The 26,094-nt window shown below is 70.1% G+C and carries 21 protein-coding genes; 7 read left to right on the top strand and 14 right to left on the bottom strand.

The window, feature by feature from the left end:
- Positions 1 to 23 precede the first annotated feature (23 nt).
- The gene (locus tag OH809_RS26045) at positions 24 to 1,103 is read left to right on the top strand and encodes a WGR domain-containing protein (protein ID WP_406420238.1); all 1,080 of its coding nucleotides are present in this window, start codon (positions 24 to 26) and stop codon (positions 1,101 to 1,103) included.
- A 97-nt stretch (positions 1,104 to 1,200) separates the two neighbouring features.
- On the opposite strand, the gene OH809_RS26040 is transcribed toward OH809_RS26045, so the two are convergent.
- The 5 genes from OH809_RS26040 to OH809_RS26020 form a co-directional block, all read right to left on the bottom strand.
- A complete protein-coding gene (locus OH809_RS26040) occupies positions 1,201 to 2,037 on the bottom strand; it encodes a glycoside hydrolase domain-containing protein (protein ID WP_406420239.1) in 837 nt (278 codons plus the stop codon).
- Positions 2,038 to 2,355: 318 nt separating this feature from the next.
- Complete coding sequence (locus tag OH809_RS26035; protein WP_406424983.1) at positions 2,356 to 2,568, bottom strand: hypothetical protein; 213 nt, start codon at positions 2,566 to 2,568, stop codon at positions 2,356 to 2,358.
- A gap of 336 nt (positions 2,569 to 2,904) precedes the next feature.
- Complete coding sequence (locus OH809_RS26030; protein WP_406420240.1) at positions 2,905 to 3,480, bottom strand: suppressor of fused domain protein; 576 nt, start codon at positions 3,478 to 3,480, stop codon at positions 2,905 to 2,907.
- 201 nt (positions 3,481 to 3,681) lie between these two features.
- Entirely contained in the window at positions 3,682 to 3,906 is a 225-nt protein-coding gene (locus OH809_RS26025; protein WP_406420241.1) for a type II toxin-antitoxin system HicA family toxin, read from the bottom strand.
- Positions 3,903 to 4,115 (bottom strand): type II toxin-antitoxin system HicB family antitoxin, encoded by a 213-nt coding sequence (locus OH809_RS26020; protein ID WP_406420242.1) that lies wholly within the window; start codon positions 4,113 to 4,115, stop codon positions 3,903 to 3,905. Before OH809_RS26020 ends, OH809_RS26025 begins: the two co-directional genes overlap by 4 nt.
- A 182-nt stretch (positions 4,116 to 4,297) precedes the next feature.
- On the opposite strand from OH809_RS26020, the gene OH809_RS26015 reads away from it, so the two are divergent.
- Complete coding sequence (locus OH809_RS26015; RefSeq protein ID WP_406420243.1) at positions 4,298 to 4,813, top strand: hypothetical protein; 516 nt, start codon at positions 4,298 to 4,300, stop codon at positions 4,811 to 4,813.
- Positions 4,814 to 4,832: 19 nt separating this feature from the next.
- Here the strand turns inward: OH809_RS26015 and OH809_RS26010 are convergent, their stop codons facing one another.
- The 3 genes from OH809_RS26010 to OH809_RS26000 all read right to left on the bottom strand — a co-directional run bounded on the left by OH809_RS26010 (position 4,833) and on the right by OH809_RS26000 (position 9,375).
- Positions 4,833 to 6,365, bottom strand: coding sequence for a protein kinase domain-containing protein (locus OH809_RS26010; RefSeq protein WP_406420244.1), 1,533 nt, complete (start codon positions 6,363 to 6,365; stop codon positions 4,833 to 4,835).
- Positions 6,362 to 7,024: a hypothetical protein gene (locus OH809_RS26005; protein WP_406420245.1), complete on the bottom strand. Its 663-nt coding sequence runs from the start codon at positions 7,022 to 7,024 to the stop codon at positions 6,362 to 6,364. The genes OH809_RS26010 and OH809_RS26005 overlap by 4 nt, the downstream gene beginning before the upstream one ends.
- 155 nt (positions 7,025 to 7,179) lie before the next feature.
- Positions 7,180 to 9,375 (bottom strand): N-6 DNA methylase, encoded by a 2,196-nt coding sequence (locus OH809_RS26000; RefSeq protein WP_406515690.1) that lies wholly within the window; start codon positions 9,373 to 9,375, stop codon positions 7,180 to 7,182.
- Between the two features lie 227 nt (positions 9,376 to 9,602).
- Here OH809_RS26000 and OH809_RS25995 point away from each other — a divergent pair, with 227 nt between their 5' ends.
- Entirely contained in the window at positions 9,603 to 10,436 is an 834-nt protein-coding gene (locus OH809_RS25995; RefSeq protein WP_406420247.1) for a DUF4190 domain-containing protein, read from the top strand.
- 88 nt (positions 10,437 to 10,524) lie between these two features.
- The gene (locus tag OH809_RS25990) at positions 10,525 to 11,256 is read left to right on the top strand and encodes a hypothetical protein (RefSeq protein ID WP_406515689.1); all 732 of its coding nucleotides are present in this window, start codon (positions 10,525 to 10,527) and stop codon (positions 11,254 to 11,256) included.
- A 41-nt stretch (positions 11,257 to 11,297) separates the two neighbouring features.
- Here OH809_RS25990 and OH809_RS25985 read toward each other — a convergent pair whose 3' ends face one another.
- From OH809_RS25985 to OH809_RS25975, 3 genes are all read right to left on the bottom strand, one after another.
- Complete coding sequence (locus OH809_RS25985) at positions 11,298 to 12,044, bottom strand: GNAT family N-acetyltransferase (RefSeq protein ID WP_406515688.1); 747 nt, start codon at positions 12,042 to 12,044, stop codon at positions 11,298 to 11,300.
- A gap of 159 nt (positions 12,045 to 12,203) precedes the next feature.
- Positions 12,204 to 12,950 (bottom strand): HNH endonuclease family protein, encoded by a 747-nt coding sequence (locus OH809_RS25980; protein ID WP_406516280.1) that lies wholly within the window; start codon positions 12,948 to 12,950, stop codon positions 12,204 to 12,206.
- A 166-nt stretch (positions 12,951 to 13,116) separates the two neighbouring features.
- Positions 13,117 to 14,052 carry a LysR family transcriptional regulator gene (locus tag OH809_RS25975; protein ID WP_406420250.1) on the bottom strand — a complete coding sequence of 312 codons (936 nt, stop codon included), beginning with the start codon at positions 14,050 to 14,052 and terminating at the stop codon, positions 13,117 to 13,119.
- Positions 14,053 to 14,191: 139 nt separating this feature from the next.
- On the opposite strand from OH809_RS25975, the gene OH809_RS25970 reads away from it, so the two are divergent.
- Both OH809_RS25970 and OH809_RS25965 read left to right on the top strand, forming a co-directional pair.
- The gene (locus OH809_RS25970) at positions 14,192 to 15,427 is read left to right on the top strand and encodes an MFS transporter (protein ID WP_406515687.1); all 1,236 of its coding nucleotides are present in this window, start codon (positions 14,192 to 14,194) and stop codon (positions 15,425 to 15,427) included.
- Between the two features lie 107 nt (positions 15,428 to 15,534).
- Entirely contained in the window at positions 15,535 to 16,134 is a 600-nt protein-coding gene (locus tag OH809_RS25965) for a cysteine hydrolase family protein (protein WP_406515686.1), read from the top strand.
- Positions 16,135 to 16,333: 199 nt separating this feature from the next.
- On the opposite strand, the gene mfd is transcribed toward OH809_RS25965, so the two are convergent.
- From mfd to OH809_RS25950, 3 genes are all read right to left on the bottom strand, one after another.
- A complete protein-coding gene (mfd, locus tag OH809_RS25960; RefSeq protein WP_406515685.1) occupies positions 16,334 to 19,864 on the bottom strand; it encodes a transcription-repair coupling factor in 3,531 nt (1,176 codons plus the stop codon).
- A 304-nt stretch (positions 19,865 to 20,168) separates the two neighbouring features.
- Positions 20,169 to 22,754, bottom strand: a complete 2,586-nt coding sequence (locus OH809_RS25955; RefSeq protein ID WP_406420254.1) for an ABC transporter permease — start codon at positions 22,752 to 22,754, stop codon at positions 20,169 to 20,171.
- The gene (locus OH809_RS25950; RefSeq protein ID WP_359110125.1) at positions 22,751 to 23,539 is read right to left on the bottom strand and encodes an ABC transporter ATP-binding protein; all 789 of its coding nucleotides are present in this window, start codon (positions 23,537 to 23,539) and stop codon (positions 22,751 to 22,753) included. The genes OH809_RS25955 and OH809_RS25950 overlap by 4 nt, the downstream gene beginning before the upstream one ends.
- Before the next feature lie 773 nt (positions 23,540 to 24,312).
- Between OH809_RS25950 and OH809_RS25945 the strand changes: the two genes are divergently transcribed.
- Complete coding sequence (locus OH809_RS25945) at positions 24,313 to 25,929, top strand: MFS transporter (RefSeq protein ID WP_406420255.1); 1,617 nt, start codon at positions 24,313 to 24,315, stop codon at positions 25,927 to 25,929.
- Positions 25,930 to 26,094 lie beyond the last annotated feature (165 nt).

Below are 26,094 nucleotides of genomic sequence, written 5' to 3'. Positions count from 1 at the left end.
GGACGCCCCCTCCCTGCGGCGGCGTGAACGACGCCGAGGGTGGGGGCCACCGGCTCAGTCACCGGATAGCGTGTCGGCTGGAGGACGGCCCGGACTGGCACGGCGCCGCGCCCTGTTCACATGCGCTGGAGGAACTGGTGACGGGCTGGCGGCGATTCGAACTCCTGCAGGGGGCTAAGTCCGAGTACCGGGAGATACGCCAGGAAAGGATCCGCTGCTTCCTCCGCTGGGGCGCGGTAGGCACCAGAGGCAAGGCGAGCACGTCGACGCTGGACGACGAACAGCACGCCAGCCGCCACGCTTCCCGCAAGATCAACGAATGGCTCCGGAAGGGCTTCGCCGAGGTTGATCGGCCGTTTGACGTGGCCGAACTCGACCAGCAGAAGCCCGTCCTCGACGTGATCAAGGCAAGCACCCGGTCGCATGCCCCCGTACCCGAGTATCTGCCGATCGATGGCTTTGACGAGACGTACCACCGCAGCCATGCCCCGGATCACCCGATGGGATTTCACGAGTACTTCGTGCTGCGTGACCAGGGACGCAGCGCCGTTCGCTTCACGGTGCGGGGACAGTGCCATGACCCCGCTGCCGTGTCGTCCTTCCTGGCCCTCCTCAGCGCTCAGCGTGACCTGCCCTTCGACGGGCGATCCCACCACAAGGTGCCTCTGTCAAAGCCGGTGGGACCCTTCAGTCACGCCTTGTTTTGCTCGCCGGCGCTCGGGCAAGCCTGCATCGCGTATCCAGCCATCGCGGCTCGCGTCGCGACAGCCTTCCCGATCTTCGACTGCGAGATCGGCGACGCGGATTCCGAGGTCCTCGTCGACGCGCGAATCCGCGGCCACGGTGCACTGCCCTACAGCGACTGGGGCCGTCAGCCAGAGCCGGTCGTCGACCTCAGGTTCGACGTCCAGCCGTCCAGCTACCGACGGACGCAGACCTTCAAGGTCTTCAGATCCGCGGACCTCAAGATGCTCATGGACGTGCTCCCGGCCGCGGCAGCGCAGAGTTGGCTTGAAGCCCGCTCTTTTCGAGGCGAGACCAGGCGTTTCACGCCCGAGACGGCCACACCGTTCGCCGAAGCCTCCTCCTTCCTCCACGGCTGAGCCTGCCCGCAGCCTCCTCCGCAAGCGCACACGACTCAGCTCCTGCAGGCCTCACCAAAGACAACGCCAGCCCGGTGAACGTATGCGGTCAGAGCAACTAGCCGGCCACGATCGCGACCGGGGCGTCCCAGGCGTTCCGGTCGATCGTGAGCGTGCCACCGGTGTGTGTCACCTTCTTGTTGACGGCGTACTGGTGACCGCGGCGGTGCCCGGTGTACAGCGTCGAGGCGTACGGGAAGCCCGTGGTGGTGGAGTACACGTCGTCGTAACGGGCGTACCAGAGGATCTCCGGCAGGTCCGTGCGGTTCGTGGCGTTGGCCACGACGGCGGCGCTGGAGTTGCTGAAGCCGTAGAAGCCGGACCAGTACCCCTTGGCCTTGACCGTCTTGTCGAACGACCGGATGTAGGTGAGCACCGTGTTCACACACGAGGTGTTCTTCGGGTCGAAGTACTCCATGTCGAGGTAGACGGGGCTGCCCGGCTTCATACCGAGCGCGGCCTCCTTCGCCACGGCGTCGTTGGCGTCGGTGACGGCCAGTGAGGCGGCGTTGGTGGCGGTCATCTTCTCGGGGTTGGCGCTCGTCTGGCACGGCGGCTGCGCACCGACGTACAGCGGGACCAGCTTCCACCCGGTGGCACTGACGGACTTCACCCAGGACGCGGTGAGGTTGGGCTGCGCGCAGCCGCGGTTCTTCCCGCCGACGTACACGGCGGCACCGTGGTAGACGGAGGAGCTGTACCAGCCCTTCATGGTGGTCAGCGACGGTGCGGTGCAGGTGTCGAAGACATGCCCGGTGTAGATCTTCGGCGCGGGCCTGGAGACAGTGGTGGCGGTGGCGGCCTCGGCGGCGAACGCGCCACCGGCAAGTACGGCGACGCCGGCGACGGCCAGGGAAATACGGCGACGCTTCTTGGATATGCGGTGAGAAGGCACAGAGACCTCGACAGTGCTCGGAAGAACGCTCGAATGAAGTGGGAGGCCGACGGGGCAGGCGAGTCGTCAGCCGCCCCGGCGGCAGATCACGGTCTCATGTCGCGGTCGGCGGTTCGCCGACGAATGAGGCATTCCGTACAGCCATTACAGAAATTTGGCGTGCTCATTGCCTTCACCACCTACGTCGGGGCTCGTCGGCCTTTTCCAGGCGAGCTCCAGACCTCGGCTCTGCCGGTTGTGCTCCGCGGCTGCCTGGTGCTCCGCCTTCCGGATCGTGCCGGATGGTGTGGGGTACGCGTCGGTACACGGCGCGAGTGGTCACTGGTGCCCCTCGAGGTGGCGTCGCATGTAGACGTTGCAATCGGTCACGGTCGTCATGTCGCCGACCAAGCGTGCCCGATCGCGTACGTTGGCGAATTCAGCACAGCCCGCGCAGCCCTCGACGGGGACCGGCTCCTGCTCCAAGCGCAGTGGTAGTTGAACGGGCGCAGACGAGTACCAGGGAACCCGGTTCCACGCCTCGGCAAGGATGCGCCGACGCAACCGTACGTCCGCAGTCCGCTCCCCGTAGGCCCGTCGATGGCGCTCCGTGCACACCGGCCACGGTTCAACTGCCGGCCAGAGCAGTGGCCCGCCAACCGAGCTGTCGTAGGGGCCCGGGGCACCTGGCCGGGGATGCAGCCGTGTCGTGGTGCGGCGGTAGACGGCGAGCTCCGGGAAGACACTCTCGATGTCCACCGGACGAGAGAGGGTGGTACGGGACATACGTCTCCTTGAACGGCCTGGGCACCGAAAGGAAGAACAGCACACTCCACGGGGATCCAAATCCACCTGAAAGACGGCCGATCCGGATCCCCTGACAGAAATTCACAGGCTCAGCTGCGGCCGATCAAGCTCAAAAAGATCAGGATTCTGCTTCGTCAATTCCGCCTCAAAGGCCGACCATCCATTCTTTTTCACGTAATCCGCCTCCGCATCATGGATGGGCACCAGCCACACAACGGAAACATGCGTTCCGTTCTCCAACGTGACGGAGAAGAAATCGTCATCGAAATAGACCGGCATGGCCGCATAGAGCGCGGTCATGGAACTACCCGGAGTCAACGGCATGGGCAGAGGTACAACCTCTCCGCGGAGTACCGCGCACCCCGACGTCGCGAGGCGCTCCGCCACCCACTCCAGCACCCCCGGAAAAGGCCCGTACTCATCTCCCGCGAGGGGGCGACCACAGCCGAGCAACTCCAGATGCTGGGGCTCACCGCCAGCAGGCGGGACCAGATGCGCCTCGTGCAAGGTGATGGTGGCGAAGGACTGCACACCCTGAAACACGCCGCCGGTGAAGTACCCCACCTGCGCAGCGCCTTCGGGGGCGCCGTCCCTGACCGACCACGCTCCGACAAGTTGACCCAAACGTGACTCGAGGTGGTCGATCAGAGTAGCCATGTTTTCCTCCGGCGCATCCCACTGGTGATTCCGTTGCCGAAATTGTCGGCACCATCCGGAAATCTTGCCCTGTCAATCGTATGGACGGGCATGACGGTGGCTTCACCCGCAGAGTCGACGGCGAATAGGGGTCCGCGGTTGTGCACTGGCGCCCATGGTTGTTGCCGTCACCACCGCCGTTGGAGGTCTGGACCTTTATTGCTACTTCAGGTGCTCGGTGAGGTCGTCCACGGTCCAGTCGGCCTGGCGAAGGAGGGAGCGCAGGGTGCCGGGCGCGAGAGAGCGGTGCAGGGGCACAATGACGGTGCGGTCGTCCTTGCGGTACTTTGCGTGGCTGCCACTGGTGGAGACGTGCCCGAATCCCGCGCGCTCCAGCGCTTTGGCAATCTCGGTGCCGGACAGACCGTTGGGGACCGCGGGGCTCACGCGACGCGGACCTCGACCGGTGCGGTGATCACATCGGTGACCTCGGGGGCGGGGGCGTCCTCGAAGTACAGCTCCAGGGCTTCGCGGAGGTTGGACAGGGCGTCCTCGATGGTCTCGCCCTGGCTGGCGACCTCGACCTGGAGGCAGCGGGCCACGTACCACTCGCCCTCATGAGTGATCGCGGCGGTCAGATGCAGTGCGTGCGTCATGGGCAAAGTCTGGCACGCGCCGGCCGGCCCGGCGGCGGCCTTCCAGCATTCCCGGCCAACTGGCGCCGGAGGCGTCGGCCGAGGCCGATGCCTGCGGCAGGCTGCGGGCCTGGGTCGGTGCCCGGGTCCGCGGGCCGCGCGACCCGCACCAGCGGTGGGGCGCGCCGCCGGACGACCGGCCGGTGACAGTGGTCCGGGAAGTGGTGCCGCCGCTGGGGACCGTGCGGGGACCGGGCCCGGCTCCGTCCTTCGGCCGGTCACCGTTCCGGAACCAGGAGGCGCTGCTCGGTTCGCGGGTCCACACGGTGCCGCGGACCGTCATCCGGGCGGTGGACGGCGCCCCCGTCGAAGACCGGGGCGCCTACAGCCACCGGGTGGGACGCGCTACATATCTGCTCAGCGCGCGCTGTCCAGCGGGCAGTGAGGCGTACGTGTGGACACCCGGAGTGTTCGGCTCGGCGCGGCTGGGCGGGGGCCGGGAGATCCTGCTCCGGGGCATGCTGCTGTCCCGGCGCGCGGCGAGGGAGCGAATCGGTCCGGTGGCGGGCGGGACGGTGGCGGGCGGGACGGTTCGGGTGGTGGTCACGGTCGGGGCGGGCGCGCTGGTCGTCATGGCGGGAACGGGGGCGGCGCGTGCTGCGCGGCTGCGGCGGCGCCCCCGGCTCGCGCCGGCCGGACCGGCTGAGCGGACCGGCTGAGCGGACCGGACAGGGCCGCTCAGCCGCCGCGGACCTGCAGCTGCCGGTCGAGCTGGCGGCGCAGCTCCACCGGCAGCGGATGGTGCGGCCCGTACATCCGCTCGGTGTCGTGGAGCAGTGCCTGAAGCTGTCCGCGCGCCGCCGCGTGGTCACCGACCGCGAGCAGCAGATACCCGATGCGCTGACGGATCTCGAAGGACCGTGCCGGGTTGTTGCCCGTCGCGTACTGGTTCTCGTAGTACGGCAGGACCGACCGGTACTCCGCGAGCGCGGCCGTCGGTTCGCCCAGCTGTTCCAGGCAGTGCGCCGCGTCGTAGCGGTACTGCAGCGTCTGCGTGTCGGCCGGTCCGGCCTCCACCGCGCGGTCGTCGGCGAGGCGCCGCAGTTCGGGCAGGGCGCGGCGGTACTGCCCGTCGTCCATCAGGGTCGCCGCGTACTGCTTGCGCAGGATGCGGACCACCGGCGAACCCTCGCCATGCTGCTCGGCGGCGGCCGGGAGAATGCCGCCGAGGATGTCCACGGCCTGGGTGATCCGGCCCTGCCCGAGCAGCTGCTTGACCTCGTCGACCGCGGCTGCGACATCGGGTTTCGGAGCCACCGGCGCGGGCTGCGCGGCGGGTGGGGTGGTGACGCGGTCGGGCCACGGTGCGTGCGGCCGCAGGAACGGGCGGGTCGGGTCGAGCGGGCCGGTCGGCAGCCCTGTGCCGCTCGACGGAAGGAGCGGGGTGAGGTGTTCGTACACCTCCTGGGCGCTCGCCGGGCGGTGCTGCGGATCCTTGGCGAGGAGCCGCAGCACGAGCGATTCGAGGGGTTCCGGGATCTCGGGCCGGATCTGCCGGACGGGGAGTGGCGGCTCGTAGAGGTGGCGGTGCAGCACCCCGAGGGCGGTGGAGCCGGCGAACGGCACATCTCCACTGAGCAGTTCGTGGAGGAGCACGCCGAGCGCGTACAGGTCGGTGTACGGACCGACGGCGCCTCCCATCGCCTGTTCGGGCGCCATGTAGGCGGGCGAACCGATCGGCGTACCGGTGTGGGTGAGGCGGGTGGTGTCGCTGTCCAGGACGGAGGCGACGCCCAGGTCGAGGACGGTGACCGTGCCGTCCGGACGCACCATCAGATTGCGGGGCTTGAGGTCGCGGTGGACGATCGGCACGGCGTGCACGGCGGAGAGCGCGGCGCAGAGCTGGGCGGCGACGGCGACGGACCACTGCCAGGGGTACGGGTCGTGCTCGGCGAGATGGTCGGCGAGGTCGGAGCCCTCGACGTACTGCATGACGAGGAACAGGTCGTCGCCGTCGCTGCCCGCGTCATGGACGGTGACCAGGCCCGGGTGGTCGACCTGGGCGGTGACCCGGCACTCGCGGACGAACCGGCGCCGCAGCTCGTCGACCGCTCCGCTGCCGGTGGGACCCGCGACCCGGTCGGGCCGGAGCAGTTTCACCGCGACCCGGCGGTCGAGGCGTTGGTCGTACGCCGTCCAGACCTGGCCCATGCCGCCCTGGCCGAGGATGGTCGCCAGCTCGTACCGTCCGGCGATGACGCGTCCGCTCATCGGTCCTCCTCATGACGGAGGAGGTCGCTCAGTTCGTCGAGCTCGGCACGGACCTGGTCGATGCGGTGGGGCGGGGTGGGCGCGGGCGCGTGCTGCACGGGCTGCGGGTGAGGCTGGGGCTGGGGCTGCGGCTGGGGCTGCGGCTGGGGCTGCGGCTGCGGCTGCGGCTGCGGCTGCGGCTGTGGCCGGTACTGAGGCGGCTGCGGTTGCGCGTACTGCTGAGGCCGAGGGGGCAGCGGCTGGTGCAGCGCGGTGGTCGTGTACCCGTACCCCGGCACCGGGGGCGGATACCCGCCGCCGAACTGCTGCTTCGTGGGCTGCGCGTAGTGGCGGACGTCCCCGTACAGGTAGTACGCGCAGGCGGCGACGATCGCCACGAGCAGCAGCGGTATGAAGAAGAAGTCGACGCCGTTGGGATCAGGATTGGTGTCGTCCCTGCCGATGATCGGCAGGAGCACGCAGACCAGCACGAAGCCGGCCCCGGTCAGCCACCAGTCGGACGCGCGGCGGCGCACGATCGCCAGCCGCAGCAACGGCGTCCACAGCAGCAGACCGACCGAGCCCACCGCGAGCACGGCGAACAGCACACGCATCGAGACGATCCAGGCCCGGCTGGGGACCCGGCGCTGCGGCGTCGGCGGATGACCCGGGGCGTACATGGCTGCTCCTGGTACGTGGTCGTGGAGGTCCCGCGCGCACGCGTACGTACCCGTGCGGGTATGCGAAGACGTGCGCGCGCAGATCTGGCAGATCTGAGCGTAAAGGGCGACACCGACAACGGCCCACGGGTTGTACGGAACCGTTGTGGTTCGGCTCACTCCGGCGTGACCGTACCGTCCGTCAGACCGTCGTACATCCCCTGGACGAGCTGTCCGCCGAGCCTGCCGGTCAGCCGGAGCGCGTCCTCGAACGCGGCCAGGGCACGGAACCGTTCCCCGTACCGCTGCTGCTCCGCCAGTGGGAGCCGCGGCACTTGGAGACGGCGGGCCTCGAGCCGGGTGGCGGTGGACGCATAGCTGCTGGCCTGACGGTTGTTGGCGGTGCCGCGCAGGAAACCGGCGAGGAACCACGGGTCGACGGCGGCCGGATCGGGGCGCAGCAGCTGAAGGTTGCGGCCGAGCGCGGCGCCCGCGGTCGCCTCGTCGATCACGCGGGCGACGGAGCCGCCGCCGAGTACGGGGACGACGACATCGCCCGGCTCGACCAGGACCGGTTCCTCGGGCGGTCCCTCGGAGCCGGCGGGGGCGGTGGGGAGTGTTCCTGAGGGGGCGGTGGAGCCGAGGACGTCGTGTTCCGTGAGCACGGGGACGGGGGCGGCCCCGCTGCCGGTGCCGGAACCTCCGGTACGGAGGTGAAGGGCGCCCGCGCGGGCGAGTTCGCCGACGGTGGTGAGCGGCCAGTGCGCCGGTCCTGAGACGTCCGCGGGCGGCGGGGTGAGGGTCGCGGTCAGTCGCAGCGTCTCGGTGAGCCGGTCCCGTACGCGGGTGAGTTCGCCCGGTCCGCCACCGGCCGCCGGGGACGGCAGATGGCGGGCGGGGGCCAGGTCCACGTCGTCGTCGAGGAGTTCGATGACGGGGACGACCCGGCTGACGCCCGGCCGGTGCTGCCCGGCCGCTTCGGCGGGGACGTCCGGCTCGGAACGGGTCCGCCCGTCGAACGGCTCCCAGGCATCCAGCACGGCACTGCGCACCGCCTGCCAGTCGAGCCGGTCGCGCCCGCCGGACGCGGGGACGGAGGATACGGGCGCCGTGGGCGGTTCGGCGGGCTCGGCGGTGTCCACGAGCAGCAGTTCGGGCGAGGGGCGGACACCGGCGCCGGGCTTGCGGAGCACCCAGAGGTGGAGCGGGATGCCGTACGGGGGAGCCGCGCCGGCCGGGAGGGCGACGACGGCACGCAGCGCGCCGCGGCGCAGCAGATCGGCGCGGATCCGCCGGCCGGAGCGGCGTGATGCCGCAGCCGGGGGCATCAGCAGGACGGCGGTGCCGCCCTCGCGCAGATGGGCCAGGGCGTGCTGGACCCAGGCGAGTTCGGACTCCGTGCGTGCGGGGAGGCCGTACTCCCAGCGCGGGTCGTAGGCGAGCTCGTCGTGTCCCCAGTTGCGTTCGTTGAACGGCGGGTGGCAGAGCACGGCGTCGACGGTGAGCTGCGGGAACGCGTCGGCGCGCAGCGTGTCGCCGGTCCGCACGGCGAGCGCGGTGGGGTTGCGGTCGGCGGTGTCGGAGTGCAGGGCGAGGCGGAGGGCGCTGAGCGCGGCGAGATCCGGGTCGGCGTCCTGGGCGTACAGGGCGGCCGGACCGCTGACAGCGCACAGCAGGGCGCCGGTGCCGGTGGCCGGATCGAGGACCGTGCGGGCGGGCCGGTCGCCGGTCCGCCCGAGCGCGGCCATCAGTTCGGCGAGACCGGGCGGGGTGAGGGTGAACTGACGTGGATTGGCGGCGAACTGACGGCCGAGGAGGAATTCGAAGGCCTGGCGGGCCCCTGTCCCGGCGGCGAGTTCGGCGGCCGCGCGCAGCAGGGGGACGGATGGGAGCAGTTCGTCGGCGGTGGGAGTGTGAACAGCCCGCTCGTATCCGGTTCCGCCGCCACCGTCGCTTCCTTCCGCGCCGCCGGTGGCAGGTCCGAAGCGTGCGGTGAGCAGGCTGTTCAGGGCGAGGTGGAGCACCTTGGCCATCCGCGCGTCCGACACGGCGGTGATCTCCAGCCAGGCGGTGGGCCTGTCCCGGACGAGAAGCAGGGCGCAGCCCGTGTGCACGAGGGCGGGGACGGCGCCGGCCGGGTGTCCGGCCAGCTGTTGCCAGACCCGTTCGCGGAGCGGGACTTCAGCCAGTTTCCCCTGGTCGCGGAGCCACTGTTCGACTTCGGGGAGAGCGAAGGACGGGCTGGTCTCGGTGCCGCCGACCGGCTTGGGGAAGTCTGCGTGGCGGCGGCGCCAGTTGCTGACGGCGGCGCGCCCCACCCCGGCGAGCCGGGCGATTCCGGCCGCGGTCACCTCTGTCGAGTTCTCCGGCACTGGCTGTCTCCCTGGTCCCGATGCGTCCTTACGGATCCGCGCTGCCTGCTGTGTCCGCGAGCATACCGACCCATTCGACCACCATCGATTCACGCTGTGTGCGAAGCCGTTTCCCGTGAACCATGTTGACTCGGTTCACAAGCTCTGCTGTTATTGACCTGTCGCTACATCAGGTGGCGCAACGAACCGCTCACCACTCATCCCTGCACTTGCCGGAGGGCACAGCCATGTCCCAGTTCACGCAGCCGCCGCAGTCCCCGCAGCCCCAGCAGCCGTACGCCCCGGCCCAGACGCCCGGCATCCGCCCGGCCCGCAACGGGCTCGGCATCTCCGCGCTGATCCTCGGCATCATCGGAGCCGTCTCGGGCCTGATCCCGTTCCTCTTCTGGCTGGCGGGCATCCTCGGCCTCATCGCCCTGATCCTCGGCCTGGTCGGCCGGGGCCGCGCCAAGCGCGGCGAGGCCACCAACAAGGGCATGGCCACGTTCGGCGCCGTCCTCGGCCTGATCGCGCTGATCCTCTCGGTGGTCGGCGCGGTGATCACCTTCAAGGCGGTGGGCGACGCGGTGAACGAACTCGACAAGGCGGTGTCGGACACCACGGCCTCCGCCCGGCCGCAGGCAGGCGGCACGGACACCGCCGAGGGCAAGGACAAGAAGAAGGACGCCGGGAAGGCACTGGAGGCCGGTGACTCGGCCGTGTACGACGACGACGTGACGGTCACGGTCGGCGACGCGACCTCGTACACCCCCGACGCGTACGCCGCCGGTCACACGAAGGGCAACAAGGCGTACCGAATCGCGGTCGTCATCGAGAACGCGGGCAAGGAGAAGTTCGACGCGGCGCTCGTGAACGTCGAGGCGCGGGCCGGCAAGGACGGCGTGGACGCCGAGCAGATCTTCGACGGCAAGGTCGGCGAGGGCTTCAGCGGCACGGTCCTGCCCGGCAAGAAGGTCACCGTCCAGTTCGCCTTCGACGCGCCGGTGGACGCCAAGAACCTGACGGTCGAGGTCAACCCCGGCTTCACGTACGACGCCACCCAGTGGGACCTCACGCTCTGACCCCTCCCCTCCCCTCCCCTCCCCTCCCCTCGCCCTTCCCTCCCCTCCCCTCCCCTCGCCCTTCCCTGTCCCAGGACGGAGCCCGCCCATGCGCCCCCCAGCCGGCATCGCCGCAACCGCTCTCCGTACCGCGACGGCGTCCCTCTGCGCGGTCACCGCCCTGGGACTCACGGCCTGCGGCACGGTGTTCGCCCGGCAGCGGGACCCCGCGCCGTTCGCCCGGCTCAGCGGCCCCGAGGTCGTCAACAAGGCCCTCGCGGCGACCCGGGCGGCCAAGGCGGTACGCATCACCGTCGGGACGAAGTCGCCGGACGGCGCCCCGGTCCAGGCGTACGTCGCCACCGACATCAGGGGGGAGTGCACGGTCACCCTGTCCATGGGCGCGGCAGGCACGATGGAGCTGGTCAGAACCGGCGGCACGGTCTACCTCCAGTCCGACGAGGCGATGCTGCGGGCCGCGGGCGCGGGCCGGTCCCGTACCACCGTGGACACCGAGGTCAAGAAACTGACGGGCCGCTGGGTGAAGGCACGCCCCTCCGACCGGTACACCGCGGAGGCCCTGAGCTACTGCGACCGGAAAGGGCTCCTCGACCGCCTGGCCGGGAACAGCGCCACCGCCCACAAGGGCCGGGCGACCACGGTCGGCTCCACGCCCGTGCTGTCCCTCACCGGCACGGCGGGCCAGGGGACATGGACGGCGGCGGTCGCCACGGAGGGCCGGCCCCACATCCTGAAGCTGGGCTTCAGCACCGGAACCCCGGTCACGGTCGAGTTCTCCGAGTTCGACAAACCGTTCACGGTGAAGAGACCGGCCGTCTGACACCTGAGGAACCCGCCCGCCCGGGCGGGTTCCCACTGTGTTCACACGCTGTGCCGCACCCACACATTGGGTTCCACGTACACCGCGTACCCGTGCGCCACCGAACAGTGCACCGGCACCAGCGCCCCCCGCACCTCCACCGGACCGTCCTCGTCGAACGGCAGCCCGGTCCAGGACCGCCACCGCGCGAGGGAGCCGGACACCATCATCGACACCGGCGCCACCGCCTCGATCACCCCGCCCGCCCGCACGTGGACGCGCAGCCACGGGTCGTACGGCAGCCCGTCCTCCGCCCGGGTCCGTCGGGCGTACTCCTCCATCGGAGCCGAGGCGTCCAGGTGCTTGGCGCTCGGCCGCACCGGAGCGACGAGCTCCCGGAACCCGAGCCTCCCGGCGTTCTCCCGCATCGCGGCGATCATCCGCCCCGAAATGCCCTTCCCCTGCCACCCCTTGGCGACGCAGATCTCGATCGCGCTGACCGTGTCCGGCGTGGACCCGCGCCGCAGGTCGGAGAACGCCCACAGCAGCACCTGGTCCCAGCCGCCCTCGGGCAGTTCTCCTCGGCCGGGGGCATTCAGCGCAAACGGCACACTGTAGGCCCGTGCGACGACCGTGCCGTCCGGGTCCGTCGCGACGAGCGCATACTCCGGGAACTCGACAGCCATCCGCGGGTAGTTCGCCCACCCGACGAGATCCTCCACGACGAACTCCGGCCAGGTTTCGGGCATCTCGCGCATGGGCCGGGCAAGCTCGGGGCGCGCGGCAAGCGTGGTGATGGTCAGCTCCATCCACCCCACGCTAGGTGTCGGTATTCCTGCCGGCCACCGAATTCTGCGGTGCGGCATGGAGGCGGCCGACCGGCCGACCTGCACCCGGCGCCCCGCCCTCCCGGCAGAGCGTCCGCCCGGGGGCCTCGTCCGCGACGGCTTCTCAGCCACCCGGCCCCGTCAGCCGCCGCACTGCGCCAGCATCGCTCGCTTGTCGGCCGTTGTCACCGGAAGGGCATACTTCAGCGACACCTGCGCGAACCGCACCGTGTACGAGCAGCGGACCGGCTTGTACGGCGGCAGCCAGGACGCCGGGCCCGAGTCCCGCTTGGCGTTGTTGGCCGGGCCGTCGACCGGGATGAGATTGAGGGGGTCATTGGCTATCTGCTGCCGCTTGCCCTCGGGCCAGCGGGAGGCGCCCATCTGCCAGTCGTACGACAGCGGCATGACATGGTCGATCTGGACCTTCGTCGCCTGCTGCTTGCGCCACTCGATGGTCGAGCCGGTGTACGGATCCTTGAGGGTCATCGAGACGACCACACAGTCCGAACCCGACCGGAACTCGACATCCTTGCCGTCCCTGGCCAGCAGGTCGTTGCGGGTGTCACAGCCGTTGCGGGACAGCGGGACACCGTCGACCGAGTCCTTCCAAGCGTAGCCGAACTCGTCTCGCGCGTAACCGGTCTTCGGTCCGCGCCCCTTGGTGCTCACCTTCTCGATGACCTTCCGGGCGGCGGCCCGGTCCGCCTCGGTGGTGAGGGGTGCGAGGCCCGGCTTCGTGCCGTCGGGGTTGTTCAGCGGGCTGGCGCCGAAGCCGCCCGCGGAACCGCCGCCCTGCCGCCCACTCCTGCTGCCCTCGGCGGTCACGCCCTCGGGGTCGCAGCCCGCCAGGGACAGCACGGTCGCCGCGCTCAGGGCGGGCAGCATCACTCGGTACGCGCGGGAAGATATCACTCGAAACCGTCCTGACGGGGAGAAAGCCGAACCCGGTGATCCTACGGACGTCTTCCCGCTGACGGACGTTCAAGGCCGCCACAGGAGCCGGATGCGGCCCGAATCACACCGGCCTGGATGATCGAAGACGCGGAGGCGTTCAGCGCGGAATCACCCAGCCCGGCCGCCAGGTCCCGGCGGCGTCGTGGCCGGCCGCTGTGGCGGCGAGGTGGGCGCGGAGTGTGGCCAGCGCCGGGTGGGGGTTGTCGCGGTGCCAGAGGAGCGAGTGTGGGTAGACGGGCGCCGGGTCGGTCACCGGGATGCGGCGCAGGTCGTGGCCGGCGGGCCAGACGAGGCGGGTCTGCTCGCCCATGAAGGTGGCCAGGGCCGGGGTGTCGGCGACGGTGTCGAGGAGCGCGTCGGAGCCGAAGTTGGGGCCGGTCGCCTCGATGGTGAGGCCGAACTCGGCGACGAGGTCGTCGTAGTAGGCGGCCCACTCGGTACCGGGGACGATGCCGGGCATCCAGATCCGGTGCCCGACGAGCTGGGTGAGGGGCACCGACCGGACGCCCGCCAGCGCGTGGGCGGGGCCGGTGAGGAGCTGGAGCGGCTCGTCGAGCACCCGGACAGACTCGATGTCCTCGGGAAGGGGCTGGCCGGGCGCGGCGACGGCGCGGAAGGACGCATCGATCGCACCGGACCTGATGGCGGCGACGGCCGTCTCGATCTCGAACAGCATCACCACGTCGAGGTCGATCTCGGGGTACGCGCGGTGGAAGCCGCGCATCAGGCCCGACTGCGCGCCGCGCGAAGCGATCACGTCGACGCGCAGCGGACGGCGGCCGGGGCGCACGGACGCGACCGCGCGCTCGGCGACGCGCAGCAGCTCATGCGCGTGGGGCAGGAACGCCTGCCCGTCGATGGTGAGCTCGGCACCGCGCGCGGTGCGGGTGAACAATCGCACGCCGAGGCTGCGCTCCAGCGCGGCGATGCGCTTGGAGACAGCCTGCTGGGTGATCGACAGGTCGGCGGCGGCTTTCTGGAACTGGCCCGCCTCCGCGACGGCGACGAAGGTACGTACTGCTTCGAGATCCACGCCGATCCACCTTAGTGAACAACGGATGGTTGTGAATAGCTGGCAGGGCAGTTGTTTGACCTGCTGTTGCGCTGCTCGCTTAGCTCTCATTGGTCAACGTCAGTTTGTTCGGGTGGGACGTCGAGGGGGCGTGCTGGGCATGATGGGCAGGAGACGGTTGGGGCGGCAGTTCGGCTGGCTGTGGGCGGCGTTTGCGGTGAGCGCTTATGGCTCCGGGCTGGGGTTCGGGGCTTTGCCGCTGATCGCCGTGCTGGTATTGCATGCCAGCTCCGCTGAGGTGTCCGCGCTGTCCGCGGTGGGGCCTGCGGTGGGCGCGCTGATCGCGGTGCCACTCGCGCCGTGGGTGGAGTTTCAGCGCAAGCGCCCGGTCTTGATCGCGATGGACCTGACCCGGTTTGCGGTCATGGCGACGATCCCGGTCGCCTATGCCTTCGGGTGGCTCAGTTTCGTGCAGCTGCTCGTGGTCTCGGCCGTGGTCGCCGCGGCCAAGATCGCGTTCAACGCGGCCAGCGGCGCCTACCTCAAGGCCCTCGTCCGGCCGGATGATCTGCTCGTGGCCAACGCGCGATTCGAGTCCACGAACTGGAGTTCCATCGCGGTCGGGCCACCGCTGGGCGGGGCGGCGATCGGCCTGTTCGGGCCGGTCACCACCGTGGTGGCCGACGCGCTCAGCTACCTGTTCTCTGCTCTGGGCATCACAGCGATTCGCGGCCGAGAAGAAGCGCCGCAACCAACCGACAAAAGCCCGGTCCGGGCGGGCGCACTGCTCGACGGCTGGCGACACATCATGCACCACCCCGGTCTGCGGGCGCTCTACCTCAACAACATGCTCGTCTCCGGTCTGATCATGGCCACCGAGCCGCTGCTGGCCGTGCTCCTCCTCCGCCAACTCGGGTTCCCGCCCTGGCAGTACGGCCTCGCCTTCGCCGCCCCCTGTCTCGGCGGACTCATCGGCTCCCGGCTGGCCCGCCGTGTCGTGGCCCACTACGGCCGGCACTGGGTCTTCCGGACCGTGGGTACCCTGCGCGCCATCTGGCTGATCGGCCTGGCCTTCGTCCGTCCCGGCGTCGTCGGCCTCGTCACCGTGATGGCCGTCGAGCTGGCGATCATCATCAACATGAGCCTGTACACCCCGGTGCTCGCCACCTACCGGCTCGAACACACCCCCAAGCATCTCGTCGTCCGCACCCTGTCGGCCTGGTCAATCGGCCAGCAGGCGTCCATCGCCATCTTGACCGCGCTGGGCGGGCTGCTCGCCGACGTCACCAGCCCACGCACCGCTCTCACGGTCGCGGGACTGCTCATCCTGACCACCCCGCTCCTGCTTCCCCGACGCGACCACACGCCGCAGCACGAGCCGGAACCGGCTACGTAGCCACTCATTACACACCGCGATTCGCCGCTGAAGCGCCCAGGCTGCAGCCGGTCCGCCGATGCGCGTCCGCGTCGACCAGGCACACCACCAACAAGGAGATCACTCGCGTGAGCACTGCCCCCGCCCTCGACCCCGCGCACACCGCTCTTCTCGTCATGGACTACCAGCCCGCGATCCTGGCCGCGCTGCCCGAAGGCGGGGACCGCGAGGCCCTGCTCGGCCGCATGGAAGGGGCCATCGCCGACGTTCGCGCCAACGGCGGCACCATCGCCTACGTACGCGTCGGCTTCACCGAGGCCGACTGGGACGCGATCCCGGCCAGCAACAAGTCCTTCGCCCCGCTGGCCCAACACCGCGTCATGCACCACGAGGACCCTGCCACTGCCATCCACGATCGCCTGACTCCCCAGGACGGCGACATCATCGTGCGCAAGATCCGCTACGGCGGCATGTCCACCACCGACCTCGACCAGCAACTGCGCGAGCGCGGCATCACCACTCTGGTCGTCTCCGGCATCAGTACCAGCGGCGCCGTCCTGTCCACCGTCATGGACGCGGCCGACCGCGACTACCAGCTCTATGTCCTGTCCGACGGCGTCGCCGACCCGGACGCCGAAGTCCACAACGTGCTGCTCCATCACGTTTTCCCCTCACGGGCCCACATCGTCGACACCGCCGAGCTGCACGCCCTGCTCCGGGCCGACTGACTCGAACCACGCGCCGATCCCACCCACGGCCGCCGCACCCACCTGGTGTGGCGGCTGCGCGCCGGTCGGCGCTCGACGCGGGTCTGGCATGAACCGGTCCAAATAGCGCACGCTCGTCAGCTGGACGCCGATCGAGGCCGCGCCATCTGACATGGATGTTCCTCAAACCCCGTGTTCCGGTCGCTCACCGGGCCATTGTTCAGGACCCCAGAATCGTCGTGAGGAACTCCCCGGTCCAGGCGAGGAGTTCACGGCCGACGACCGGCTTGCCGCCGATCTTGCCGGTGGTCGGGCGCGGGACCAGGATCTGGTGGAGAGCCGGCTTGATCACCGTCTTCGGGTAGAGGCGCTTCAGGCGCAGCTCCTGCGACTCGCGCAGTTCCACCGGGGCGAACCGGATGTTCGGTCCCTGGAGCACGATGTCGCCGACGCCGCAGGCACGGGCCAGCATGCGCAGGCCCGCGACCAGGAGGAGGTTCTCGACCGGCTCCGGGAGCTTGCCGTAGCGGTCGGTGAGTTCCTCGCGGACCGCCTTGATGTCGTCCTCCGTGGTGGCGGACGCGATCGCGCGGTACGCCTGGAGGCGCAGCCGCTCGCCGGGGGCGTAGTCGTGCGGAACGTGTGCGTCGACCGGGAGCTCGATCTTGACCTCCAGCGGCGGCTCCTCCTCGACGCCGCCTTCGAGCGAGGCCCGGTAGTCGGCGACGGCCTCGCCGACCATGCGTACGTACAGGTCGAAGCCGACGCCCGCGATATGGCCGGACTGTTCGCCGCCCAGGAGGTTTCCGGCGCCGCGGATCTCGAGGTCCTTCATCGCCACGTACATGCCCGCGCCCATCTCGGTGTGCTGGGCGATCGTGGCCAGGCGCTCGTGGGCCGTCTCGGTGAGCGGCTTCTCCGGCGGGTACAGGAAGTACGCGTAACCGCGCTCGCGGCCACGGCCGACGCGGCCGCGCAGCTGGTGGAGCTGGGAGAGGCCGAAGTTGTCGCCGCGCTCCACGATCAGCGTGTTGGCGTTGGAGATGTCGATGCCGGACTCGACGATCGTCGTGGAGACCAGGACGTCGAACTTCTTCTCCCAGAAGTCCACGACCACCTGTTCCAGTGCCTGTTCCGACATCTGGCCGTGGGCGGTCGCGATCCGCGCCTCGGGGACGATCTCGCGCAGGCGCGCGGCCGCTCGGTCGATGGACTCGACACGGTTGTGGATGTAGAACGCCTGCCCCTCACGCAGCAGTTCACGGCGGATGGCCGCGCCGATCTGCTTCTCCTCGTACGGGCCGACGAAGGTCAGGACCGGGTGGCGCTCCTCGGGTGGTGTGGTGATCGTCGACATCTCACGGATGCCGGTGACGGCCATCTCGAGCGTACGGGGGATCGGCGTCGCGGACATGGTGAGGACGTCGACGTTGGCCCGGAGCTTCTTCAGCTGCTCCTTGTGCTCGACGCCGAAGCGCTGCTCCTCGTCGACGATGACCAGGCCCAGGTCCTTGAACTTCGTCTCGGACGAGAACAGGCGGTGCGTGCCGATGACCAGATCGACGGAGCCCTCGCGCAGCCCCTCCAGAGTCGCCTTCGACTCGGTGTCGGACTGGAAGCGGCTCAGCGCCCTCACGTTGACCGGGAATTGGGAGTAGCGCTCGGTGAACGTGCCGTGGTGCTGCTGGACGAGGAGCGTGGTGGGGACGAGGACGGCGACCTGCTTGCCGTCCTGGACCGCCTTGAATGCGGCGCGCACCGCGATCTCCGTCTTGCCGTAGCCGACATCGCCGCAGATCAGCCGGTCCATCGGGACGGACTTCTCCATGTCCTCCTTGACCTCGGCGATCGTGGTGAGCTGGTCCGGCGTCTCCGCGTACGGGAAGGCGTCCTCCAGCTCGCGCTGCCACGGGGTGTCGGGGCCGAAGACATGGCCGGGCGCCGCCATCCGCGCCGAGTACAGCTTGATCAGGTCGGCGGCGATTTCCTTGACGGCCTTCTTGGCGCGCGCCTTGGTCTTCGTCCAGTCGGCGCCGCCGAGCCGGTGCAGGGTGGGCGCCTCGCCGCCGACGTACTTGGTGACCTGCTCCAGCTGGTCGGTCGGGATGTAGAGGCGGTCGCCGGGCTGGCCGCGCTTGGCGGGGGCGTACTCGACGAGGAGGTACTCGCGGGTGGCGCCCTGCACCGTGCGCTGCACCATCTCGATGTAGCGGCCGACGCCGTGCTGCTCGTGGACGATGTAGTCGCCCGTCTCCAGCGTCAGCGGGTCGATGGTCTTGCGGCGGCGGGCCGGCATCCGGCCCAGGTCCTTGGTCGCGGTGCGCTGACCGGTCAGGTCCGTCTCGGTGAGTACGGCGAGTTTCAGCGCCGGGTCGACGAAGCCGTAGTCGATCGCGCCGCACGACACATGGACGACGGACGGCGAGATCTCCGCCAGGTCCGGATCGAGGCGGGCCGGGATGCCTTCGCCGCCGAGCACCTCGACGGTACGGGTGGCGAGCCCCTGCCCCTCGGTGACGTACACCGTGCGCCAGCCGTCGGCGAGCCAGCCCTTGGTGTCGGCGAGCGCACGGGCGGTGTCGCCGCGGTACGACTCCGGGGCGTGCATCGTGAGCTTCAGGGTGTCTTCGTCGAGCTCGGCGTCGGCGGCGAACGGGGAGACGGACCACCACATCATGTCCAGCTCCCGGGCCCGGTCGCGGACGTCCGCGATGCCCCGCAAGGAGGCGGCGCCGACATCGATCGGCGCCTCGCCACCACCGGCGGTCGCCGCCCATGACGCCTGGAGGAACTCCTGGCTGGTGGCGACCAGGTCCGCAGCCCTGGTGCGGACCCGCTCCGGGTCGCAGACCAGCGCCATCGAGCCCTTCGGCAACACGTCGAGCAGCAGCTCCATGTCGTCGACGAGGACCGGGGCGAGGGACTCCATGCCCTCCACCGCGATCCCCTCGGCGATCTTGCCGAGCAGCTCGCCCAGCTCCGGGTGCTGTTCGGCGAGGGCGGCGGCCCGTTCGCGCACCTGGTCGGTGAGCAGGAGCTCGCGGCAGGGCGGCGCCCAGAGGCCGTGCTCGGCGATCTCCAGTGACCGCTGGTCGGCGATCTTGAAGTACCGGATCTCCTCGACGTCGTCGCCCCAGAACTCCACCCGGAGGGGGTGCTCCTCGGTCGGCGGAAAGACGTCCAGAATGCCACCGCGGACGGCGAACTCGCCGCGCTTCTCCACCAGTTCGACCCGGGAGTACGCGGCCGCCGCGAGCGCCTCCACGGTCTCGCCGAGATCGGCGCTCTGACCGATGCGCAGCGCCACGGGCTCCAGGTCCCCGAGCCCCTTGACCTGCGGCTGGAGCACGGAACGCACCGGCGCGACGATCACACTGACCGGCCCGGTCTCCGGGTCGTCGGCCCTCGGGTGCGCGAGGCGGCGCAATACGGCGAGGCGGCGGCCGACCGTGTCCGAACGCGGCGAGAGCCGCTCGTGCGGCAGGGTCTCCCAGGACGGGAACTCGGCGATGGTGTCCGGGGGCAGCAGCGTCCGCAGGGCGGCGGCCAGGTCCTCGGCCTCCCGCCCGGTCGCGGTCACGGCGAGCACGGTCCGCCCGGCCTCGCGGGCCAGTGCGGCCACGGCGAAGGGCCGGGCGGCCGCCGGGCCGACGAGGTCCACATGCATCCGGTGACCGTCGGTGGCGGCCTTCACCGCTTCGGCGAGCGCCGGGTCACGTACGACGACATCCAGCAGACCGTGCAGGCTCATGAAGGGCTTCCGTCCGGGTAACGAGGGAGATTCCGGCAGCCGGCTGCTGCCAGGGGGCAACGCGAAGGGCCCGACACGTATCACGGGCCGGGGGCTCCAGCGTACGACTCCCCTCCGACAGCCGCGCCCGCAATCCGGCTCGGGCGGCCGGATTGCGGCGCCGCCGGCACGTCCGCCTTCACCTGGGTGAACATTTTTTTCTCCCGGCAAGACAGCGCGCCGCCGCACCCGCAACGCACCCGACCCCGGGGTGCTTGGAACACCCCGGGGCCGGACGCGTCATCCTACGTGGACCAGCGCACTACTATTCGGTGGCGATCGCGTTCAGCACGTTCATCCGGCCCGCCCGGAACGCCGGGACCAGGGCCGCGAACAGGCCGACGAAGGCCGAGCCGACGAAGACCGTGAGGATCGTCGGCCACGGAATCTCCAGCACGCCGAGGCCTTCCAGGGCCAGCAGCTTCTGCGCGGCCGTGCCCCAGCCCATGCCCAGGCCGAGGCCGAGCAGGGCACCGAAGAGGGCGATGACCACCGACTCCAGGCGGATCATGCGGCGCAGCTGGCGGCGGGAGAGGCCGATGGCGCGCATCAGGCCGATCTCCCGGGTCCGCTCGACCACCGACAGGGCCAGGGTGTTCACCACACCGAGCACCGCGACGATGATCGCGAGCGCCAGCAGGCCGTAGACGATGTTCAGCAGCTGGCCGATCTGGTCCTTGAGGTCCTGCTTGAAGTCGGCCTGGTTCTGCACGGTGTACTGCGGGTAGGCGACGAGGGCGTCCTTGAGGGCGGCGTACGTCTCCTTCTCCTTGCCGTCCTGCGCCGTGGCGAACATGATCATGTTCTTCGGCATCTTGTCGGCGGGGACGTACTTCTCGGCGGTCGTGATGTTGGTGTACATCGCGCCCTTGTCGACGTTCGTGTCGTCCGATGTGATCGCGGCGACCTTCAGCTTCGCCGTCTCGCCGTCCTTGAACGCGACGGTGATCCGATCGCCGACCTTGATCTTGTGCCGGGTGGCGTACGCGTCGCCGACCGACATGGCGTCCTTGCCGTAGGCGTCGGCCAGGTTCCCGGAGACCGTCTCGCGGCGCAGGTCGTCCTGGTACGTCGGGTCCGCGGCGACGACACCCTCGTCCTCGACCGCGCCGTCGGGGGCGGTCAGCTTGGCACCGACCGACTTGTAGTCGGTGATGTGTTCGATACCCGGGACGGCCTCCAGGGCCTTCGCGGCCTGCGGCACGATCGGCTGGGGCGGGTTGCCGCTCGGCTGGACGATGAAGTCCGCGCCGACCGACTTGTCGAGCTCCTCGGTCGCCGAGGCGACCATCGACGAGCCGACGACGGAGAGGCAGGCGACCAGCGCGAGGCCGATCATCAGGGCCGCTCCGGTCGCTCCGGTACGCCGCGGGTTGCGCAGCGCGTTGCGCTCCGCCATCCGCCCGACCGGGCCGAACATCCGCAGCACCACCGTGCTGAGCACCCGGACCACGAAGCCGGCCAGCAGCGGGCCGATCACGATGAAGCCGATCAGGGTGAAGACCACACCGGCACCGAGGAAGAGCGATCCGTCGCTCGCCTTGTCGGCCTGCGCTGCGGTGTACAGGGCGGCCCCACCGGCGGCCGTGAGGACCAGACCGATCAGGGCCCGTACCCGGCCGGCGCGGCCGTCCGTCGGCGTGCCGGCGTCGCGCAGGGCGGCCATCGGGGAGATCTTCCCGGCCCGGCGGGCCGGGACGTACGCGGCGACGACGGTGACGATGACGCCGAGCGCCAGGCCGAGCACCGGAGTCGTCCAGGCGATTGTGAGGTCCTCGGTGGACAGGTTCATGCCCATGGAGTTCATGAGCTTCATCAGTCCGACCGCCACACCGATTCCGGCGCCGACGCCGAGGATGGAACCGACGACGCCGAGGAACAACGCCTCGATCAGGACCGACCGGTTGACCTGCTTGCGGCTGGAGCCGATGGCCCGCATCAGGCCGATCTCACGGGTGCGCTGGGCCACCAGCATCGAGAAGGTGTTGACGATGAGGAAGATACCGACGAGGAAGGCGATCCCGGCGAAGCCGAGCATCGCGTACTTCATCACGTCGAGGAAGGAGCCCATGGAGTCCTTGTTGGCGTCCGCGGCCTCCTGCTGGGTCTGGAGCTTGTACGCGGCGCTGTCACCGAGGGCGGTGGCGACGTTCTTCTTCAACTGCGTATCAGTGACACCGGGCTCGGCGGTGACGGAGATGTGGGTGAAGACATCGGGCTTGCCGAGCAGCTTGACCTGCGCGGTGGCGGTGTCGAGGTAGACGACGGCCGCGCCCGGGTTGGTGACCTTGAAGGAGGCGATACCGCTGATCCTCGCCCTGATGTCGCCGGTGACGGCGATGGTGCGCAGCTCGTCACCGATCTTCAGGTGGTGCTTGTCCGCGGTGTCGGCGTCGACCATGACCTCGGTCGGACCGCGCGGTGCGTGACCGGAGGTGATCTCCATGGAACGCAGGTCGTTCTGCGTCCAGTTGCCCGCGATCGTCGGGGCGCCGGACGAGGAGCCCATGTTCTTGTTGTGGCTGTCGACGACGGTGACGGACATGCTGGTGACCGCGCCCTCGGCGGTCTTCACCCCGTCCGCCTTCCCGGCCTGCTCGACGGCGGCGGCGGGTAGCGAAACGGGCTTGCCGTTCTCCGGCAGTTCGTCGGCGCCCTGCGCGGTCCTGGGGCTGACGGTGACGTCGGCGGAGGTGGCGGCGAAGAGCTTGTCGAACGTCGTGTTCATCGTGTCGGTGAAGACGAGCGTGCCGCACACGAACGCCACCGACAGCAGGACCGCGACGGCGGAGAGCGCCATCCTCCCCTTGTGCGCAAGGAAGTTGCGCACCGAGGTCTTCCAGATGGTCATGACGTCCGCCCGCGCGCGTCGAAGTCCTTCATGCGGTCGAGGACCTGGTCGGCCGTCGGGTTGTGCATCTCGTCGACGATGCGTCCGTCCGCGAGATACAGCACCCGGTCCGCGTAGGAGGCGGCCACCGGATCGTGGGTGACCATGACGATGGTCTGTCCCAGCTCGTCGACGGACTTGCGCAGGAAGCTCAGCACCTCGGCGCCGGCCCGCGAGTCCAGGTTCCCGGTGGGCTCGTCACCGAAGATGATCTCCGGCCGGGCGGCGAGCGCCCTGGCGACCGCGACGCGCTGCTGCTGGCCGCCGGAGAGCTCGGTGGGCCGGTGCTTCAGCCGCTCGGCGAGACCGACCGTCTCCACGACCTGGCGCAGCCAGCCGGCGTCGGGCTTGCGGCCCGCGATGTCCATCGGCAGCGTGATGTTCTCCAGCGCGTTGAGCGTCGGGAGCAGGTTGAACGCCTGGAAGATGAAGCCGATCCGGTCCCGGCGGAGTTGAGTGAGCTTCTTGTCCTTGAGCTGGGTGATCTCGGTTTCGTCGAGGTAGATCTCGCCCGAGCTCACGGTGTCCAGTCCGGCCAGGCAGTGCATCAGGGTCGACTTGCCGGAACCGGACGGGCCCATGATCGCGGTGAACTGCCCGCGGGCGATGTCCACATCGACATGGTCGAGCGCGACGACCCGGGTCTCCCCGGCGCCGTACGCCTTGACGACCTGCCGCGCCCGCGCAGCGACGGCCGTACGCCCTCCAGTGCCCCCGTGCCTGGGAATGGTTACAGCCGTTGTCACGGTGATTCTCCTAAGTCGGTGAAGACGTCCTCGGTCAGGACGTCGCGTCGAGATGGGCGCCGCCCCCTGAACGGACGGCGCTGTGTACGTACTCAAGTCTCGTGTCCGGACGTGGTCCGGCGCGCTGGTGCCCAGCGCAGTCTTGAGGTGGGGTTTTCCCCACCCCGCCCCCTGCGGTCACCCGCATTCGCGCTGTAGGAACACGTTAAGGAACGGGCCCCCGGCCCCACGTCCTCCGCCGGGAGGAACCGCCCCTGGGCAGAAGTAAGGAGCTACCCCTAGGGGTCTCAGCCCCCGGGTGGAGCCGGATCTCAGGGGCTCCACCGTTCCTGGGCAGTGAGCAGGAGTGAGTCCCGGCTCACCGGTACGCCCCGAACGGTCTTGGGCGCACTGGTCCTCCGCTTTCGCGTCCCGGTCGGCGACGCATATCCCGTATGCGGTCCGTCCCGGGCGGGCGGAATCCCTACGACCTGGCCATATGGGTGTGGCCAGAGGCGACGGGGAGGCCCCGAACCATCTCGCTGGTGACACGGGGCCCCGACTGCTGACGCCACACCCGGCGTCCCAGATCGCACCGAGAACGCTACGCACACCCCGCCGGGCATACCCGCAGCTCGTCACACCGCTCACCCCATCGTGTCCACGTTCGCCAAAACGATGTGCTTGCCCAGCAGTTGTGAACCCCCGGGTGGCCGCCGACCGGTCCCGGGGCCCTGCCCGGCAGCGGGTGAGACAGTGTCACCGAAAGATAGGTGCATGGGGAAGGGATCTTTATGAGCGGCTCGGACGGCGACACCGAAGCGAAATCGGGGTCCGGAGTGGACCCCGTCCCCTCCCCGTCCGCGCCCCGGGGCCGCGGCCCCGTCGTGGCCGCGCTGATGCTCTGCATGACGCTGGCGGCCGTCGACGGCACCATCGTCTCCACCGCCGTCCCGCAGATCGTCGGCGATCTCGGCGGCTTCGCCGTCTTCTCCTGGCTCTTCTCCGGCTATCTGCTGGCCGTCACCGTCACTCTGCCGGTCTACGGGAAGCTCTCCGACACGTTCGGCCGCAAACCGGTCCTGATCGTCGGCATCATCTTCTTCCTGGTCGGCTCGGTCCTCTGCGCCGCCGCCTGGAACATGGCCGCGCTCATCGCCTTCCGGGTCGTCCAGGGACTCGGCGGCGGGGCGCTGCAGGGCACGGTGCAGACGGTCGCCGCCGACCTCTATCCGCTCAAGGAACGCCCCCGGATCCAGGCCAAGTTGTCCACCGTCTGGGCCACGTCCGCCGTCGCCGGACCGGTGATCGGCGGGCTGCTCGCCGGGTACGCCGACTGGCGATGGATCTTCCTGATCAATCTGCCGGTCGGGGCGCTCGCGCTCTGGCTGGTCGTGCGCCACCTCCACGAGCCGTCCCGCGCCCGCGGAGCCGGTGCGCCCCGGCCACGGATCGACTGGGCGGGCGCCCTCGCCGTCTTCGCGACCGGCGCGCTGCTGCTGACCGCGCTCGTCCAGGGCGGGGTCGCCTGGCCCTGGCTCTCCGCGCCGTCGCTCGGCCTGCTGGCCGCGAGCGCGGTCCTCGCCGTGCTGACCGTCGTCATCGAGCGGCGCGCCGCCGACCCGATCATCCCGGGCTGGGTGTGGCGTCGGCGGACCATCGCCTCGGTCAATCTGGCCCTGGGCGCGATGGGGCTGCTGATGGTCGCCCCGACGGTCTTCCTGCCGACGTACGCCCAGTCGGTGCTCGGCCTCGGCCCGATCGCCGCCGGTTTCGTGCTCTCCGTGATGACGCTGAGCTGGCCGGTGTCGGCGGCCCTCTCCAACCGGGTCTACAACCGCATCGGCTTCCGCCGCACGGCGATCATCGGCATGGGCTGCGCCCTGTTGATCCTGCTCTCGTTCCCGCTGCTGCCGTACCCCGGCGAGCCCTGGCAGCCGGCCCTGATCATGCTGCTGCTGGGCGCGGCGCTGGGGCTGTTCCAACTGCCGTTGATCGTCGGGGTCCAGTCGACGGTCGGCTGGTCCGAACGCGGTACGACGACGGCTTCCGTACTGTTCTGCCGCCAGGTCGGCCAGAGTCTGGGCGCCGCGCTCTTCGGCGCCGTCGCCAACGGGGTCCTCGCCTCTCGGCTCGCCGACGCGCCCGTCCCCGGGCTGCCGGGCGACCTGGACGCGATCTCGCAGGCACTGGACGCCCCGGGCGCGCTCTCCGCCGCCGCGACGGACTATCTGCGGCGGGCCGTCGACGCCGCTGTCGACCAGGTGTACGTCGGGGCCGCGGTGGCCGCGACGGTGGCGCTGCTGGTGCTGGTCTTCGTGACGCCGCGCCGCTTCCCGATCCTCACCGAGGACGCCGGAGCCGGCTCCGCAACCAGCCCTGGAAGCAACACCGAAGCACCACAGAATTAGACCGACCGGCAATTGGGGGTGCGTGCCCCGGCCCCGTGACGCCGCCCCCCAATTGCCGGTCGGTCTTAGCCAACTTCTTTTTCACGTAGGGCAGTTCAGGCCAACCACTCCCCCATCGCCCTACCGGCGAGTAGTGTTCCCGCTCCCAGCAGCGCTCACGCGCTC

The organism is Streptomyces sp. NBC_00873 (assembly GCF_045207415.1).
GTDB lineage: Bacteria > Actinomycetota > Actinomycetes > Streptomycetales > Streptomycetaceae > Streptomyces.
Note: the sequence above shows the minus strand (reverse complement) of the source record. Positions and strands in the feature narration are given on the sequence as shown.

What these genes read in the sequence shown, in the direction of transcription:
- OH809_RS25970 (WP_406515687.1), top strand. Translation starts at nt 14,192, where the DNA reads ATGATGGGCAGGAGACGGTTGGGGCGGCAGTTCGGCTGGCTGTGGGCG.
- OH809_RS25985 (WP_406515688.1), bottom strand. Translation starts at nt 12,044, where the DNA reads ATGGAGCTGACCATCACCACGCTTGCCGCGCGCCCCGAGCTTGCCCGG.
- OH809_RS25955 (WP_406420254.1), bottom strand. Translation starts at nt 22,754, where the DNA reads ATGACCATCTGGAAGACCTCGGTGCGCAACTTCCTTGCGCACAAGGGG.
- OH809_RS25980 (WP_406516280.1), bottom strand. Translation starts at nt 12,950, where the DNA reads ATGCTGCCCGCCCTGAGCGCGGCGACCGTGCTGTCCCTGGCGGGCTGC.
- OH809_RS25945 (WP_406420255.1), top strand. Translation starts at nt 24,313, where the DNA reads ATGAGCGGCTCGGACGGCGACACCGAAGCGAAATCGGGGTCCGGAGTG.
- mfd (WP_406515685.1), bottom strand. Translation starts at nt 19,864, where the DNA reads ATGAGCCTGCACGGTCTGCTGGATGTCGTCGTACGTGACCCGGCGCTC.
- OH809_RS26030 (WP_406420240.1), bottom strand. Translation starts at nt 3,480, where the DNA reads ATGGCTACTCTGATCGACCACCTCGAGTCACGTTTGGGTCAACTTGTC.
- OH809_RS26020 (WP_406420242.1), bottom strand. Translation starts at nt 4,115, where the DNA reads ATGACGCACGCACTGCATCTGACCGCCGCGATCACTCATGAGGGCGAG.
- OH809_RS25995 (WP_406420247.1), top strand. Translation starts at nt 9,603, where the DNA reads ATGTCCCAGTTCACGCAGCCGCCGCAGTCCCCGCAGCCCCAGCAGCCG.
- OH809_RS25990 (WP_406515689.1), top strand. Translation starts at nt 10,525, where the DNA reads ATGCGCCCCCCAGCCGGCATCGCCGCAACCGCTCTCCGTACCGCGACG.
- OH809_RS26005 (WP_406420245.1), bottom strand. Translation starts at nt 7,024, where the DNA reads ATGTACGCCCCGGGTCATCCGCCGACGCCGCAGCGCCGGGTCCCCAGC.
- OH809_RS26010 (WP_406420244.1), bottom strand. Translation starts at nt 6,365, where the DNA reads ATGAGCGGACGCGTCATCGCCGGACGGTACGAGCTGGCGACCATCCTC.